General features: G+C 73.1%; 16 protein-coding genes. 1 reads left to right on the forward strand and 15 read right to left on the reverse strand.

Annotation, left to right across the window (positions count from 1 at the left end):
• Positions 1 to 8: 8 nt before the first annotated feature.
• From ACR80Q_RS11355 to arc, 15 genes are all read right to left on the reverse strand, one after another.
• Positions 9 to 1,016, reverse strand: coding sequence for a diacylglycerol kinase family protein (locus ACR80Q_RS11355; RefSeq protein WP_435377724.1), 1,008 nt, complete (start codon positions 1,014 to 1,016; stop codon positions 9 to 11).
• A gap of 78 nt (positions 1,017 to 1,094) precedes the next feature.
• Positions 1,095 to 1,943 carry a twin-arginine translocase subunit TatC gene (tatC, locus tag ACR80Q_RS11360; RefSeq protein ID WP_435377725.1) on the reverse strand — a complete coding sequence of 283 codons (849 nt, stop codon included), beginning with the start codon at positions 1,941 to 1,943 and terminating at the stop codon, positions 1,095 to 1,097.
• 34 nt (positions 1,944 to 1,977) lie between these two features.
• A complete protein-coding gene (gene tatA / locus ACR80Q_RS11365; protein ID WP_435377726.1) occupies positions 1,978 to 2,289 on the reverse strand; it encodes a Sec-independent protein translocase subunit TatA in 312 nt (103 codons plus the stop codon).
• Between the two features lie 32 nt (positions 2,290 to 2,321).
• Positions 2,322 to 2,480: a hypothetical protein gene (locus ACR80Q_RS11370; RefSeq protein WP_435377727.1), complete on the reverse strand. Its 159-nt coding sequence runs from the start codon at positions 2,478 to 2,480 to the stop codon at positions 2,322 to 2,324.
• A 132-nt stretch (positions 2,481 to 2,612) separates the two neighbouring features.
• Entirely contained in the window at positions 2,613 to 2,972 is a 360-nt protein-coding gene (locus tag ACR80Q_RS11375; protein WP_435377728.1) for a hypothetical protein, read from the reverse strand.
• A 132-nt stretch (positions 2,973 to 3,104) separates the two neighbouring features.
• A complete protein-coding gene (locus ACR80Q_RS11380; protein ID WP_435377729.1) occupies positions 3,105 to 5,195 on the reverse strand; it encodes a helix-turn-helix transcriptional regulator in 2,091 nt (696 codons plus the stop codon).
• A 45-nt stretch (positions 5,196 to 5,240) separates the two neighbouring features.
• On the reverse strand, positions 5,241 to 6,284 hold the full coding sequence (locus ACR80Q_RS11385) for an FKBP-type peptidyl-prolyl cis-trans isomerase (protein ID WP_435377730.1): 1,044 nt from the start codon (positions 6,282 to 6,284) through the stop codon (positions 5,241 to 5,243).
• A gap of 86 nt (positions 6,285 to 6,370) precedes the next feature.
• Complete coding sequence (gene pafA, locus ACR80Q_RS11390) at positions 6,371 to 7,750, reverse strand: Pup--protein ligase (RefSeq protein ID WP_435377731.1); 1,380 nt, start codon at positions 7,748 to 7,750, stop codon at positions 6,371 to 6,373.
• Positions 7,751 to 7,772: 22 nt separating this feature from the next.
• The gene (prcA, locus tag ACR80Q_RS11395; protein ID WP_435377732.1) at positions 7,773 to 8,480 is read right to left on the reverse strand and encodes a proteasome subunit alpha; all 708 of its coding nucleotides are present in this window, start codon (positions 8,478 to 8,480) and stop codon (positions 7,773 to 7,775) included.
• On the reverse strand, positions 8,477 to 9,337 hold the full coding sequence (gene prcB, locus ACR80Q_RS11400; RefSeq protein WP_435377798.1) for a proteasome subunit beta: 861 nt from the start codon (positions 9,335 to 9,337) through the stop codon (positions 8,477 to 8,479). The genes prcA and prcB overlap by 4 nt, the downstream gene beginning before the upstream one ends.
• A complete protein-coding gene (locus ACR80Q_RS11405; RefSeq protein ID WP_435377733.1) occupies positions 9,337 to 9,534 on the reverse strand; it encodes a ubiquitin-like protein Pup in 198 nt (65 codons plus the stop codon). The genes prcB and ACR80Q_RS11405 overlap by 1 nt, the downstream gene beginning before the upstream one ends.
• A gap of 66 nt (positions 9,535 to 9,600) precedes the next feature.
• Positions 9,601 to 11,166: a depupylase/deamidase Dop gene (dop, locus tag ACR80Q_RS11410; protein ID WP_435377734.1), complete on the reverse strand. Its 1,566-nt coding sequence runs from the start codon at positions 11,164 to 11,166 to the stop codon at positions 9,601 to 9,603.
• Positions 11,167 to 11,258: 92 nt separating this feature from the next.
• Entirely contained in the window at positions 11,259 to 11,780 is a 522-nt protein-coding gene (locus tag ACR80Q_RS11415) for a DUF421 domain-containing protein (RefSeq protein WP_435377735.1), read from the reverse strand.
• A 111-nt stretch (positions 11,781 to 11,891) separates the two neighbouring features.
• Positions 11,892 to 12,644, reverse strand: coding sequence for a VOC family protein (locus tag ACR80Q_RS11420; RefSeq protein ID WP_435377736.1), 753 nt, complete (start codon positions 12,642 to 12,644; stop codon positions 11,892 to 11,894).
• Positions 12,645 to 12,707: 63 nt separating this feature from the next.
• The gene (gene arc / locus ACR80Q_RS11425) at positions 12,708 to 14,285 is read right to left on the reverse strand and encodes a proteasome ATPase (protein WP_435377799.1); all 1,578 of its coding nucleotides are present in this window, start codon (positions 14,283 to 14,285) and stop codon (positions 12,708 to 12,710) included.
• Between the two features lie 278 nt (positions 14,286 to 14,563).
• Between arc and ACR80Q_RS11430 the strand changes: the two genes are divergently transcribed.
• Positions 14,564 to 15,556 (forward strand): trypsin-like peptidase domain-containing protein, encoded by a 993-nt coding sequence (locus tag ACR80Q_RS11430; protein WP_435377737.1) that lies wholly within the window; start codon positions 14,564 to 14,566, stop codon positions 15,554 to 15,556.
• The last annotated feature ends 36 nt before the right edge of the window (positions 15,557 to 15,592 follow it).

Genomic DNA, 15,592 nt, shown 5'->3' on the forward strand with positions numbered 1-15,592 from the left:
GTCCCAGGTTACGTGCGTGCGGGAGACAGCACCGCCACCGCCCCGCCGTGAGCGGTGAACCGTCGCGGCAGCGGCCCCAGCCGCTCGCCGTCGCCGTAGGCCACGATGGGTCGCGGGTGGCGTCCGAGCGGGTCGACGTGGACCTCGACCTGCCGGGCACGCCGCACCTCGACGGCGTCGATCTCGACGTGGGTCCCGGCGTACACCCGGGGGAACAGCCGGACGAACCGGTGCAGCGCGACCGGGGTGACCACGACCACGTCCAGCAGCCCGTCGCCGTGGTCCGCGTGGGGCGCGATGTGCATCCCCCCGCCGTAGGAGCTGGTGTTGGCCACGGCGACGAGCAGGCCCTCGGTGCGCCACTCCTCGCCGTCGAGGTGCAGCCGGTACGGGACCGGGCGGAACAGCGGCAGCTCGCGGACGATAGCCAGGTTGTACCGCGCCGCGCCGCGCGGCCAGCGCCAGCCGTTGGCCCGTTCGTTGACGACGGCGTCGAACCCGGCCGCGGTCACCCCCGCGACCCAGCGTGCGGCGGCCACGCTGCCGTCCGGGCTCAGCTGCTCGACCTGCATCCCGTCCACCCGGCGGACCGACCCCAGCCGCAGGCAGGCGTCGATGGTGTCCACGGCGGCGACCGGGTCGGCCGGCAGGCCCCAGGCGCGCGAGACGTCGTTGCCGGTGCCGGCGGGCACCACCCCGAGCGGGACGTCGGTCCCGCTGACCACGTTGACCCCGAGGTGCACCACCCCGTCGCCGCCGACCACGACCAGCGCGTCGACGCGCTCGTCGCCGGTCCTGGTGACGGCCTCGCGGGCCAGGCGCTCGGCCGTGGCGGCGTCGGCGGCGACGACCCGCTCGACCTGGTGGCCGAGGCCTCGCAGCCGGACCACGGCCGCCTCGCCGATGCCGGCCCCGCGGCCGCCGCCCGAGCTGGGGTTGATGAGCAGGGCGACCCGGAGGCCGGAGTCCTGGGGCGTCGTCGTTGCCGCCGCGTCGTCGCGGTCCCGGTCCCTCACGGCCGGAACATACCCGGATCCTGCGCCGACCCCGTCAGGCTCGCCCGGGGGCACGGGTCGGCGGCCGGGCCGGGAGGGTCAGGGCTTGTCGACGGGAGAGGGCTCCTCGTCGAGCTCCGACGGCTCCTCGTCCAGGACCGAGGCCTCGTCGTCGTCCAGCCCGGCGGTGCCGTCGCGGCGGCGCCGGCGCCAGTCGTTGACGCAGGCGATGCCCACCGCGACCCAGTACAGGCCGACGATGGGGATGGCGAGGGTGAACATGACGATGATGTCGGGCGTCGGGCTGGCGATGGCCGCGAAGACGAACGAGGCCACGATGGCGACGCGCCAGCCCTTGAGCAGCGCGCGGCCGCTGGCCAGCCCGGCGAAGTTGAGGGCCACCATGACCACGGGCAGCAGGAACGCGATGCCGAACCCGAGCGCGACCCGGGTGACGAACGACAGGTACAGGCTGAAGTCGAAGATGCTGCCGACCTCCTCGGGGTTGAGCCCGGTGAGGAAGATGAACGCGTTGGGCAGCACCAGCCAGGCCAGGGCCACGCCGGACAGGAACAGCGGGACCGACGCCGCGAGGAACCCGACGGAGTACCAGCGCTCCTTGCGGGTGAGCCCGGGCGTGATGAACGCCCAGACCTGGTAGATCCAGACCGGGCTGGACCCGATCAGGCCGATCCACAGCGACAGCTTGATCCGCTGGTCGAACGCCTCGGTCGGTGACGCGAACCGGAGGTCGAGCTCCATGTCGTTGGCGGCGGAGGCGACCTGGATCGGGGTGACGAGCTCCGAGATCAGCCAGGGGTAGACGAACCAGCCCCCGATGGCACCGAGGACGATGAACGCGGTCGAGACGAAGAACCGGTTGCGCAGCTCGACGAGGTGCGCCCGCAACGGCATGCGGCCATCAGGGGTGCGGGCCTTGCGGAGCACGGTCGCCTCCTGGCGTCAGGCGATGAAGGACGGGTCAGACGTCGTGACGGGCCGGGTCGGTCCTGCGCGGCTCGTCGACCGGGTCGACGCGGGGGGCGTGGTCGTCGGCGATCACGCGGCCCTCGAGCGGCTCGGTGGCGTTGTCGGGCGTCGCGGGGCGAGCGGGGGCCGCGGGCTTGTCGTCCTTGCCCTCGTCCTTCATGGTCTTGACCTCGCTCTTGAAGATCCTCATCGATCGACCGATCTGCCGGGCGGCGTCGGGCAGACGCTTGTACCCGAAGAGGACCACGACGGCGAGGATGATGATGACGAGCGCGAACGGCTGGTCGATGAGGTTCCGGAACATGCGCCTACCTCCATAGGTCGATGGCGAGGAGTCTACGTCTCACGAACGTCCGTGGGACGCGAGGAGGGCTGCGACGCCTCTCCCGCGCGAGCCGCGGCGGTCTCGATCTCGCCGAGCAGCAGGCGGGACTTGCGCCACACCTCGCGGGCCTGCAGGAACAGGTAGATGAGCCCGACCAGCGCTATCAGCACGCACGCAAGGACCCATCCCACGACCGACACGCTAGCCGGTCGTGGGCGGGCCCGGGGGCAACGGTGGCTGACCGTTGCCCGGCAACCTGCCCCAGCGCTCGGGTGGCCCCCGCGTCCGCCGTCACCTCGGGGTCAGAGGGTCGCGGACTCCCCCGCCGGGCGGGGCCGGTCGTGGGTCTGGGCCGCGGCGGACACCAGGTCGGCGGACTCCAGCCAGAGGCAGAAGTCGAGCAGGTCGTCGTGGGACAGGGCGGGCCCGGCGTGCGGCTCGAGCGCCTCCGCCGGGATGACCCAGCGCTCGGGCAGGACCCCACCGGTGCGCAGCAGGGCGACGACGTCGCCCCCGGCCGGCTTCCTGACCTCGTCGCCGCACTCCGAGCACGAGAAGCTGTAGAAGCTCCGGTCCTCGACCGAGCACACGACGAGACGGACCTGCCGCGGCGTGAGCTCGACATCTCCGCACGACGGGCACGACGCCTTGATGACCGTCATGTCGCCCTCCTCGCTGTCCGGCCCTGCTGGGCCTGTTCCGGGAGCCGGTGGCGGCTCCTCGTGTGACAACGGTTCGGCAGGGCAGCCCGAGAACTTGAACGCCGGGACGGCGTCGTGTCCGGATTCGCGGTGCTAGTGGGCCTCTGCGGCCCGCGGCGGGGGTCCAGGACCACCCGAACGGTCCAGCGCCGCGGCGGCGGCACCGGCGACGGCCGCCCGCACCGACGCGGGGGCGAGCACCTCGGCGCGCCCGCCCAGCCCCAGCACCAGCCGCACCACCCGGGCCGGGTCGGCCACCCGCATCCGGACGTCGCGGGTGCCCTCGCCGACCGCCACGTCCTCCACCGGGTAGCTCTCCGCCACCCACTGCGCGCCGCGGTGGAGCCGGATCAGCACGGCGAGGTCCGCCGGCGAGGGCGGCACCTGCCCGTGCAGCGACGACCCGACGGCCGCGGGGACGTGGCTCCGGCCGGGGGTGGCGGGCACCTCGACGTCGAGCACCTCGGCCGACACGACGCGGTCGAGGCGGAACAGGCGGACCTCGTGGGCCCGGTGGCACCAGCCCTGCAGGTAGTGCCGACCCGACTCGTGGACGATGCGCTGCGGGTCGACGTCGCGCACGGACAGCTCGTCCCGCCCGGCGGACAGGTACCGCAGCCGGAGCCGGTGGTGCCCGAGCAGGGCCCGGGTGACCGTGTCGGCGTGCCGCGGCGGCCCCCACGGGTCGGGGACGAGGCCGACGTGCACGTCCTGACCGACCGTGAGCAGCTCCAACGTGGTCGCGGCCGAGGTGAGCGCGCCCCGGTCGTGCGGCCCGGGGACCTCCTCCAGGAGCCGCAGACCCAGCAGCAGCACCACGGCCTCCTCGCCGGTGAGGCGCAACGGCCGGCTGATCGGCTCGGCGTTGCCGATCCGGACGACACCCCCCTCCCAGTCGGCCTCGATGAGGTCGTCCGGCAGGTGGCCGGGCGTGCCGCAGACGAAGAGCAGCTCCAGGTCCTTGACCACCTGCTTCTCGGAGACCTCGAAGTGCCCGGCCAGCTCGGTGAGGGTGACCCCCTCGCGCCGCAGCACGAACGGCACCATGGCCAGCAGGCGGGACAGCCGTTCGGTGGCCCCCGGACCGTGCGCCGCCGGGGCCACCGCGGACGGCGGGCCGGCGAGGGCGTCGGGCTCCCCGGCGGGGCTGCTGTGGCGGGCCAGGGCGGCGCGCCAGACCACGTCGACCGCCTGGACCAGCTCGAACGGCTCGATGACCTGCACGTCGGGGCCGGTGGCCGCGACGGCCTCCACCACGACCCAGGGCAGGTGGTCGGCCCGGTCGGGGTCGCCGCCGTACAGCCGGACGCGCACCTCGTCGCCGTCGCCGGGGTCGTCGCCGGAGCGCACGGCCATCGCCCGCAGCCGCCCGCCGCGGCCGGGGGCGAGCCGGAGCACGGCCACCCGTTGCGGTCCGCTGCGGGGACCGGCCGGCCCGTCCACCGCGCGCAGCACGTGCAGCGCCTGCGTGACGGCCGCCTCGTCGGGCGGCGGGGCCGCGCGTCGTCCCCGCACCACGGTGACGGCGCCGTCGATGCGGCTGAGCCGGAACACCCGGGCGGCCCCGCGGTCGTCGTCGAGCCCGACCAGGTACCAGGTGCCGGCCCGCAGGACCAGGCGCCAGGGCTCGACCGTCCGGACCGCCCGCTGCCCGTCGGGTCGCCGGTACGCGAACCGGACGACCTGGCCGAGGCGCAGCGCGTCGTGCAGGGGCGAGAACGACCGCTCCACGGTCCGCACCACCGGGTCGACGAGACCGGCCAGGTCCCGGGCCGCGTCCACGGCCCGCATCGGGTCGTCGGAGGCACCCACCGCCTTGAGCTTGGTGAGGGCCCGCGCCGCCGGCACCGCCAGGTCCGCCTGCTGCCAGACGTGGGCCGCGAGACCCAGCACGGCGACCTCCGCGGGCGTGAAGGTCACCGGCGGCAGCTCGTAGGCCCCGGCGTCGATCCGGTACGCGTCGTCGGCGTCCACGAGCACGTCGCTGGGCACGGTGACGATCGGGACCCCGATCTGACGGAGGTCCTCCTTGTCACGCTCGAACATCCGCTCGAAGGCCGTCTCGCTGGGCGAGGCGGCGTACTGCGGCACGGCCCGGCGCAGGTCCTCGCGCCGCATGCCACGACGGGTGGCACGCAGCGCGATGACGAGGTTGAGCAGCCGTTCGGTCCGGGAACCCGACATGCCGCCCACCTCCTCCTGCGCCAGGGGCCGCGCAGGAGGGTACTGCTACTCCGAGGACTCCGGGGCGGGCTCGGCCGGCGCCTCGGGGGCGGCGGCGGTGTCGAGCACGTCGATGACGAAGACCAGCGGCGCGTTCGCGGGGATGGTGGGGGGGCTGCCCGCCTCGCCGTAGCCGAGCTCGGCCGGGACCTGCAGCACCACACGGCTGCCGACGGGGACCCCGGTCAGGCCCTCCTGCCAGCCCTGGATGAGGTTGCCCAGCGGGAACGAGGTGGGGGCGCCGCGGTCCCAGGAGGAGTCGAAGGGCGTGCCGTCGGCGGCCAGGACGCCGGAGTAGTGGATCGTCACGGTGTCGGTGGCCTGCACCTCGTCGCCGTCGCCCTGGACGACGGGGGTGACGACGAGCTCGGCGGGCGGCTCGACGCCGTCCACGGTGATGCCGGTGACGTCACCCTCCTCGGAGGTCTCGACCGTGGGGACGCCGGCGACCGGGTCGACGGGCTCGCCGTCGGCGCGCTCGGGGATGATCTCGAGCAGGTCGATGACGAAGATGATCGTCTCCTGGCCGGGCTGCTCCGGCGCGGGCGACTCCCCCGCACCCTCCGGCGGGGCCTCCGGGGCGACCGCGACGAGCACGCGGGAGCCCAGCGTCTCGCCCACCAGGGCCTCGATCAGGTCCGGGGTGGTCTGGCCCTCGGCCAGGGGCAGGCTGATCGTCGACGTGCCGAAGCTGGTCTCGAGCTCGGAGCCGTCGGTACCGGAGGCGATCGTGTAGTCGATGGACACGGTGTCGCCCTCCTCGACCTCCTCGCCGTCGCCCTCCTCGAGGACCTGGCTCTCGGAGCTCTCGAGCTCGAAGGGTGCCTCGAAGTCGATCGTCGGCGGCTCGCCGAAACCGCCCTCGACGGCGATCCCGTCCAGCGAGGCGTTGGCGGCCCCGCTGGCCTCGCCCCCGCTCTCGCCGTCGCCGCAGGCCGCGAGGCCGAGCACGACGGCGGTGCCGACGGCTGCGGCACGCAGGCCTCGGCGGCCGGGCGGCACCGCGAGGCGGCGCGAGGGGTGGGCACTGGACCGGAGGGGTGAGAGCACCCGGTTCGAGGACATCACCGCAGAGACTATGCGCCGTTCCTGGGTGCTTCCTGACAACCGCCCCTGACCGGGCCCCCGGCGTGGCGTCACATCCCGGCGATCAGACGTTCCACGCGGTCGTCGACGGAACGGAACGGGTCCTTGCAGAGCACGGTCCGCTGGGCCTGGTCGTTGAGCTTCAGGTGCACCCAGTCGACGGTGAAGTCCCGGTGCTTCTCCTGGGCCGCCCGCACGAAGTCGCCGCGCAGCTTGGCCCTGGTCGTCTGCGGCGGCACCACGGTGGCCTCGAACACCTCCAGGTCGGTGCTCACCCGCTCGACGAGCCCGCGGCGGGCCATCAGGAAGTACAGGCCCCGGTTGCGGTTGATGTCGTGGTAGGCCAGGTCGAGCCGGCTGATGCGGGCGTCGTCGAGGCCCATCGAGTTCTTGTCCATGTACCGCTGCAGCAACCGGTACTTGATGACCCAGTCGATCTCGCGCTCCACCAGGGACAGGTCGTCGGTCTCCACCGCCCGCAGCGCCCGCTCCCACAGGTCGAGGACCTGCTTGAACGTGCCCGGCGTGGTGCCCACCGCCTCGTCGGTGCCACCGGCCTCGACGAAGGCCTTGGCCCGCAGCAGGTACTCGCCCTGGATGTCGAGGGCCGAGGCGGTGCGCCCGCTGGCCAGGCGCACCGGGCGGCGTCCGGTCAGGTCGTGGCTGATCTCCCGGATGGCCCGGATCGGGTTCTCCAGGGTCATGTCCCGCACGGGGTGGCCGGCCTCGATCATCCGCAGCACCAGGTCCGCGGAGCCGACCTTGAGCAGGGTCGTCGTCTCCGACATGGACGAGTCGCCGACGATGACGTGCAGCCGGCGGAAGTGCTCGGCGTCCGCGTGCGGCTCGTCCCGGGTGTTGATGATCGGGCGGCTGCGGGTGGTGGCGCTGGAGACGCCCTCCCAGATGTGGTCGGCCCGCTGCGACAGCGAGAACACGGCCCCGCGCGGGGTCTGGGTGACCTTGCCCGCGCCGGCCACCAGCTGCCGGGACACCAGGAACGGGATCAGCGTGTCGGACAGCTTGCTGAACTCGCCGTGCCGGCTGACCAGGTAGTTCTCGTGGCAGCCGTAGGAGTTGCCGGCCGAGTCGGTGTTGTTCTTGAACAGGAAGACCTCGCCGTTGACGCCCTCCTCCTTCAGCCGCTGCTCGGCGTCGGTGGCCAGGCCCTCCAGGATGCGTTCCCCCGCCCGGTCGTGGACCACCAGGCTGCGGACGTCGTCGCACTCGGCCGTCGCGTACTCCGGGTGCGACCCGACGTCCAGGTACAGCCGGGAGCCGTTGCGCAGGAACACGTTGCTGGAGCGGCCCCAGGACACCACCTTGCGGAACAGGTACCGGGCCACCTCGTCCGGGCTCAGCCGCCGGGTGCCCTCGAACGCGCACGTGACGCCGTACTCCGTCTCGAGCCCGAGGATCCGTCGGTCCATGACAGGACGGTACGCGACCGACCTACGCCTGCTGCAGGGCCTCGCGGACCTCGTCCACGTCGGGGCGCCGGAACGCCCGGCGCGGGCGGCCCCGCACCAGGGTCGCGACCTCCAGCGCCTCGGCCTCGATGCTGCGGGCGGCGCCGTCGGCCCCGGCCGGGGCGCCCGCCGCCAGCGCGGCGACGGTGAGCCGCAGGGCCGCCGCGTGGTCGAGGCCGGTGTCCCAGTGCTCGCGCAGGTAGGTGCTGATCTGCTCGGCCCCGGCGCCCATCGCGACGAAGCCGTGCTCCTCGACCACCGAGCCGTCGTAGGTGAGCCGGTACAGCTGGTCCGCGTCGGGCGCCGGCCCGACCTCGGCGACGACGAGCTCGACCTCGTAGGGCTTGGACTCCTGCGTGAACACCGCACCCAGGGTCTGGGCGTAGGCGTTGGCCAGACCGCGAGCGGTGACGTCGGAGCGGTCGTAGGAGTAGCCGCGCAGGTCGGCGTACCGGACCCCGGCCACCCGCAGGTTCTCGAACTCGTTGTACTTGCCGACCGCGGCGAACGCGATCCGGTCGTAGATCTCGCTGACCTTGTGCAGCGCCCGGGACGGGTTCTCCCCGGCGAAGCTGATCCCGTCGGCGTGGGCCACCACGACCACGGCCCGGCCACGGGCGACGCCCTTGCGCGCGAAGTCCGCCCGGTCCTTCATCAGCTGCTCGGGCGAGACGTAGAACGGCTGGCTCATGCGGGTGTCCCCCCGACCTCGGGCACGGCCCCTCCGGGGTTGTCGTCGTCGTGGCGGCGGTCGAGCAGGTCCCTGACCAGGGCCTCGACCGCCTCGTCGTCCAGCTCTCGGTATCCGGCGGCGTCGACCACGGCCACCACCGGCCAGATCCGGCGCACCACGTCGGGCCCACCGGTGGCGGAGTCGTCGTCGGCCGCGTCGAACAGCGCCTCGACGGCCACGGCGGCGGCCTCGGCGGTGGTGATGCCGTGGCGCCAGCGCTTCTTCATCGAGCCGCGGGCGAAGTAGCTGCCCGAGCCGATGGAGTGGTGGTCGGACTCGGTGTAACGACCGCCCGTGGCGTCGAAGCTGAAGATGCGGCCCCGGGCGTGCGTCAGGTCCCAGCCGGCGAACAGCGGTACGGCCGCCAGGCCCTGCAGCGCCATGCCCAGGTTGCCCCGGACCATGGCCGCGAGCCGGGTGGCCTTGCCCTCCAGGCTGAGCGTGGCGCCCTCGATCTTCTCGAAGTGCTCGAGCTCGACCTGGAACAGCCGGATCATCTCCAGGCCGATGCCCGCGGCCCCCGCGATGCCGATGGCGGAGTGGGCGTCGGCCGGGTGGACCTTGACGATGTCGCGGCTGGCGATGACGCTGCCGGCCGTGGCCCGTCGGTCACCGGCCATCACGACGCCGTCGGCGCAGGCCAGCGCCACGATGGTGGTGGCGTGCGGGGTCAGCGGGGTCCCGGCGGTCCCCGGTGGTGGCGCCAGCGAGGCCAGCGTGTCGGGGGCGTGGCGGCCCAGGAACTCGACGAAGGACGACGTGTCGGACGCCAGGAAGGCTGCGGGCAGCCTGCCGGTGCCGTCGTGGCTGGGGATCACTGACCACCCTTCTGGACGAACCCGCGCACGAACTCCTCGGAGTTGGTCTCCAGGACGTCGTCGATCTCGTCGAGGAGGGAGTCCACCTCGGAGGTCGCAGGGGTCTCGGTCGTCGTCGCGGGCACCGCGACGTCGTCGGTCTCCTCGGGCGCGTCGCTGCGTCGCTGCGGGCGCTGCTGCTCCTGACCTGGCATGGCCGTCACCTCCGTGCGTCGTGCCGCGGCCCTCGGCGGGTCGTCGGCAGCGGTACCTCGACCAGCCTACGACCCGGGCCGGGTCAGGGCCTCGACCAGGGCCGTGGCGGTCGGGTTGGCGTCCAGCAGCGCCCCGACGTGCTCGCGGGTCCCGCGCAGCGGCTCGGGGGTGGGGACGCGCTGCAGCGCGCCCCGGCCGGGGACGTCGAAGATCACGGAGTCCCAGCTGGCGGCGGCCACGGCGCTGCCGTACCGGGACAGGCACTGGCCCCGGAACCACGCCCGGGTGTCCTCCGGCGGCTGCTCGACGGCCGCCCTGACCTCCTCGTCGGTGACCAGCCGCTCGACCTCGCCGCGGGCCACCAGGCGGTGGTAGAGCCCGCGGTCGGGGCGGACGTCGGACCACTGCACGTCGATGGCGGCCAGGCGGGGGTTGTCCCAGGCCAGGCCGTCCCGGTCGCGGTAGGACTGCAGCAGGCGCAGCTTGGCGGCCCACTCCACGTCACGGTGGGTGCCGGCCGGGTCGGCCTGGAGCCGGTCGAGCACCTCGCCCCAGCGGTCGAGGACGTCGCGGGTCTCGGTGGCCGTCACCACGTCGGTGTCGTCCCGGCGGGCCTTGACGTGCTTCTCGGCCGCCGCCAGGTAGCGGCGCTGGACGTCGATCGCGGTCAGCTGCCGCCCGTCCAGGGTGCGGACGAGCGTGGTGAGGGTGGGGTCGTGGCTGATGGCGTGCAGCGCCCGCACCGGGTCGGACAGCGCCAGGTCGTCCGGCAGCGTCCGCGCCTCGATCATGTCCAGCACGATCGCCGTGGTGCCGACCTTGAGGTAGGTGGCGGTCTCCAGCAGGTTGGCGTCGCCCAAGATCACGTGCAGGCGCCGGTAGCGGTCGGCGCTGGCGTGCGGCTCGTCGCGGGTGTTGACGATGGGCCGCTTGAGGGTGGTCTCCAGACCGACCTCGACCTCGATGAAGTCGGCCCGCTGGGACAGCTGGAACCCCGGCGTCGAGCCGTCCGGCCCGATGGACACCCGTCCCGCCCCGGTGAAGACCTGCCGGGTGACGAAGAACGGGATCAGCCCGGCGACGACGTCGGAGAACGGCGTGGCCCGGCTGAGCAGGTAGTTCTCGTGGGTGCCGTAGCTGGCGCCCTTGGAGTCGGTGTTGTTCTTGTACAGCCGGACCTCGCCCAGGCCCGGGGTCGCGGCGACGCGTTCGGCGGCCTCGCGCATCACCAGCTCGCCCGCCTTGTCCCAGACCACGGCGGCGCGCGGGCCGGTGACCTCGGGCGAGGAGTACTCGGGGTGCGCGTGGTCGACGTAGAGCCGGGCCCCGTTGGTCAGCACGACGTTGGCCGTGGCCGGGTCCTCCAGGTCGGGCATCGCTCCCCCGTCGGCGGCGGCGACGTCGGTGAGCTGGCTGCGGTGCGCGCTGCTGCGGGCCTGCTCGCTGCCGCGGGCGTCGCGGAGCGGGGCCTCGTCCTCGTAGTCCCAGCGGGCGCGGCCCACCCGGCTGCCGGGGCGGTTGGCGAAGGCGTTGACGACCTGGCTGGACAGCAGCATGGGGTTGGTGTCCGGGCGCCCGGGCGCCGTGATGCCGTACTCGGTCTCGATCCCCATCACCCGGCGCGTCGTCACGCCTCGCAGGCTACGGGTGGGTGCCGGCGCCCGGAGACCGGGTCGCCCCGGGCCGGGGCGGGCGGGGCGCGTGGGGCGAGGACCGGGTGGCGTCAGCGGTGGGTGTGGGGCTCGACGGCGCTCCCGTCGCCCCAGCTGCCGGGGCCGACCACGGCGAACTGGCCGTCGGACTGCAGCAGCACGGCCCGCACCTCCCCGAGCGAGCCCCAGCCCTTCTCCCGGACCGCGCTGGTCAGGTCCTTGTCGGTCATCCGGTGACGACGCAGGGCGGCCTGGACGGGTTCGCCGTCCAGGAACAGCACCGTCGGCTCGACGTCCACGAGGGCGGCCACGCGCCGTGACCTCGCCCGGGCGGTGGCCAGGGCCCACTGCAGCAGCACGAGCACCCCGAACGTCACCATGGCGTCGACGACGCCGACCTCGGCCGCGGTCAGGGTGCGCCCGAACGCCGATCCCAGCGTGACGGTGATGACGAAGTCGAACGGCGTCATCTTGGCCATGGTCCGGGCACCGGACACCCGCAGCAGCAGCACCAGCCACAGGTAGCCGACCGTGGCGACCACCACGATGCGCAGCAGGTACTCCCAGCCGCTGGAGAGGAAGACGATGTCCATGGGGGCTCCTGTCCGCGGTCGCGTCTCGACCATCGGCGCCGATGGTCGCAGCCGCGGCAGCCGTCGGGCCCGACCGCCGGCCGGCCCGGTCCCCCACGCCCGGCGGCGTCCTCAGCCGGCGGCCTGGAGCAGGGCGAAGGCCGCGCCGCAGGGGTCCGTGACGAAGGCGAAGCGCATGGTCTCCACCGTCATGGCCGGTACGACCACGCTGCCCCCGAGCTCCTCGACCCGGGTGCAGGCCCGGTCCAGGTCGGTCACCGCGAAGTACGCCGCCCAGTAGCTGGGCACCTCGGCCGGGACCTCGTCGGGCATCGCCATGAGCCCGGCGACCTGCGCCCCGTCGTGCTCGAGGACGTGGTAGCCGTCCGTCACGGGCCCGGGGCTCCACCCCAGGTGCTGGTAGAACGCCAGGCTCGCCGGCAGGTCCCGGCTCTGCGACTCGACCCACGCCACGGCCCCCGCGGTGCCCTGGACCGTCGGGGCCCCGCCGGCGGACTCCATCAGACCCACCGCTGCGCCCGCCGGGTCGGTGACCACCGCGATCACGCCGCCGGGCACCTCCATCGGGGGCTGCAGGGCCGTCGCCCCCAGGCGGAGGGCGCTCGCGTAGGCCTCGGTCGCGTCCGGCACGGCGAAGAACACCGCCCAGGCCGACGGCTCGGCCGCCTGGCCCGGCGGCGGCGCCATCATGCCGCCGACCGGGCCGGCCGCGACCGAGCCGACGACGTAGCGACCCATCGGGGTGTCGGTTGACTCGAGGTCCCACCCCAGCAGCGCCGAGTAGAAGGACTCGGCCTTGTCCAGGTCAGGGGTCGTCAGGTCGACCCAGGCGAGCTCCTGCAGCGGTCCGGCCCCGTACGACATGGGTCCAGGCTGCTCGCGTGCCGCGGAGCCCACCAGGGTCCAAGGTCCTGGGGGCGGCGGCGTCTAGAGGTACTGCCCGGTGGAGCCCACGTTGTCGATGCTGCGACCGGGCTCGGTGCCCTGCTTGGACTGGACGAGCGTGCGGATGAACACGATCCGCTCGCCCTTCTTGCCCGAGATGCGCGCCCAGTCGTCGGGGTTGGTCGTGTTGGGCAGGTCCTCGTTCTCCTTGAACTCGTCGACCACGGCCGCGAACAGGTGCTCCATCCGGATGCCCCGGTGACCCGTGGTCAGCAGGTCCTTGATGGCCATCTTCTTGGCCCGGTCGACGATGTTCTGGATCATGGCGCCGGAGTTGAAGTCCTTGAAGTACAGGACCTCCTTGTCGCCGTTGGCGTAGGTGACCTCCAGGAACTGGTTCTCCTCGGTCTCGGCGTACATCCGCTCGACGATCCGCTGGATCATGTCCTCCACGCAGGCGCGGGTGCTCCCGCCGTGCGCGGCCAGGTCGTCGGCGTGCAGGGGCAGGCTCGCGAGGAGGTACTTGCTGAACACGTCCTTGGCGCCCTCGGCGTCGGGTCGCTCGATCTTGATCTTCACGTCGAGGCGGCCCGGGCGCAGGATGGCCGGGTCGATCATGTCCTCGCGGTTCGACGCGCCGATCACGATGACGTTGTCCAGCCGCTCCACGCCGTCGATCTCGGCCAGCAGCTGCGGCACGATCGTGTTCTCGACGTCGCTGGACACGCCCGAACCGCGGGTGCGGAACAGGGACTCCATCTCGTCGAAGAACACGACGACCGGTGTGCCCTCGCTGGCCTTCTCGCGCGCCCGCTGGAACACCAGGCGGATGTGCCGCTCGGTCTCGCCGACGTACTTGTTGAGCAGCTCCGGGCCCTTGATGTTGAGGAAGTAGCTGCGGGCGGTGCTGCCGTCCTCGCCCCGGGTCCGGGCCACCTGCTTGGCCAGGCCGTTGGCGACGGCCTTGGCGATCAGCGTCTTGCCGCAGCCGGGCGGGCCGTACAGCAGGACGCCCTTGGGGGCCTTCAGGCCGTGCTCGGCGAACAGGTCCGGGTGCAGGAACGGCAGCTCGACGGCGTCACGGATGGTCTCGATCTGGGAGCCCAGACCGCCGATGTCGGCGTAGTCGATGTCGGGGACCTCCTCCAGGACCAGGTCCTCGACCTCGGCCTTGGGGATGTGCTCGTAGGCGAACCCGGTGCGGGTGTCGACGGTCAGGGCGTCCCCGATCCGCAGCGTGACACCGAGCAGGGGCGCGGCCAGACGGACCACCCGCTCCTCGTCCGCGTGCGCCCCGACCAGTGCGCGGTCCGGCGGGAGGAGCTGCTTGAGGGTGACGAGCTCACCCACCCGCTCGAACGTGGTGACGGCGACCACGTTCATGGCCTCGTTGAGCATGACCTCCCGGCCGGGCTGCAGGTCGGCGGTCGGCACCGCCGGCGTCACCGCGACCCGGAGCTTGCGCCCACCGGTGGTGATGTCGGCCGTGCCGTCGTCGCCGACCGCGACCAGCGTGCCGTAGGAGGCGGGCGGCTGGGCGAGGCGCTCGACCTCGCCGCGCAGGCTGACGATCTGCTCGCGGGCGTCCTTGAGGGTCTCGACGAGCCGCTCGTTCTGCATCGCCACCCGACCGGCCTCGGCGCGGGCACGCGTGACCTCGTCCTGCAGCCGCTCGGTCCTGATCCGTTCGCCGGACTCGTCCACGTGGGGCCCTCCACTCGTCTCGAGGTGCGTCCAACCGTAACCCCGGTGCTCCCGCGAGGTCCGGTGGAGGGGGGTGTCGTGCGTCACGGGTCGGGTATCTGCCGCCGCCACCCGGGCTCCTGCCTGCGTGGACGACCGGCGGGCCGGGACGGACCCGGGACCCGAGTCCGGTCGACCGGACGAGGTGACGTCAGATGGAAGACAAGGACCTGTTCGACGCGCAGGCCGCGCCGCTCCCGGACGAGCTGGGCAAGGCCGCCGACGCGCTCGAGGGCACACGCGACAGCCTGCTCGACAAGGACCACGTGGTCGGTGTCGGGCTGGGCTACAAGATCAAGGACGGCAGCACGACGACGACGCCGAGCGTGATGGTCCTCGTCAGCGAGAAGCTGCCGAGCACCATGCTGGGTCGAGCCGACTCGGTGCCCAGGACGGTGGCCTCCGTCCCCACCGACGTGCTCGAGGTGGGGACGCTGTTCGCCGGCGGCACCGCCCCCTCGCCGTTGCAGGAGATCGACGCGCAGACCCTCGCCAAGCGGGTCCGGCCCGTGCGGCCCGGCTACAGCGTGGGCCACCCGAAGGTCACGGCGGGCACCATCGCCGCCGGCTGCTACGACATCGCACCGCTGCCGGGCAAGCCGGCGCGGTACTACGTCCTCAGCAACAACCACGTCCTGGCCAACTCCAACGACGCGAACATCGGTGACCCGATCTACCAGCCGGGCGTGTTCGACGGCGGTACGCCGGCCGACGCGATCGGACGGCTCGCCCGCTACATCCCCATCAGGTTCGACGGCACCTGCAACTACGTGGACGCGGCGGTGGCCGAGGTCCCGTTCGACACCATCGACCGGGACGTCTACTGGTCGGGGTACCCCACGGCTGCCGCCACGCCCGCGCTGGTGGGCGGCCTGGTCAAGAAGACGGGTCGGACCACCCACTTCACCACCGGCCGGATCACGGTCGTCAACGCCACCATCGACGTGAACTTCGGCGGCGGGAAGGTCGCCCGGTTCTGCAACCAGATCGTCACCAGCGACATGTCGGCCGGCGGCGACAGCGGCTCGCTCGTGCTGGACTGGGAGAACCGGCCGGTGGGCCTGCTGTTCGCGGGGTCGCCCGTCGCGACGATCCTCAACCCCATCGCGACGGTGCAGGTCGCACTGGGTGTGCGGCTCTGGCCCTGACGGCGCGGACCCGGACCCGCGGCGGCCGGTCAGGAC

The organism is Aquipuribacter aurantiacus (genome assembly GCF_051216895.1).
GTDB lineage: Bacteria > Actinomycetota > Actinomycetes > Actinomycetales > JBBAYJ01 > Aquipuribacter.